A 263-nucleotide genomic window follows, 5' to 3' on the forward strand; every position below is an offset into this window, starting at 1 on the left:
ACGCCGGTTGTGATTCGATTGCTACACTTGTATTATCTGTTAACCCGGCTGTTACCAGCACCACTGAAGTCACTATCTGTGCTAATCAACTGCCATACACCTGGAACAGCAATACCTACAATGCTGCCGGCTCTTTTGATGTAACGCTGACAAGCGCGGCCGGTTGCGATTCGATAGCAACACTTGTATTATCTGTTAACCCGGCTGTCACCAGCACAACAGAAGTAACTATCTGCGCCAATCAACTACCATATACCTGGAAT

1 protein-coding gene is annotated in these 263 nt (G+C 47.1%); it reads left to right on the forward strand.

The window, feature by feature from the left end; translation table 11 throughout:
* On the forward strand, positions 1 to 263 hold a 263-nt coding region (locus A4R26_RS34920; RefSeq protein WP_165760247.1), incomplete at both ends, for a hypothetical protein.

The organism is Niastella populi (assembly GCF_002078015.1).
GTDB lineage: Bacteria > Bacteroidota > Bacteroidia > Chitinophagales > Chitinophagaceae > Niastella > Niastella populi.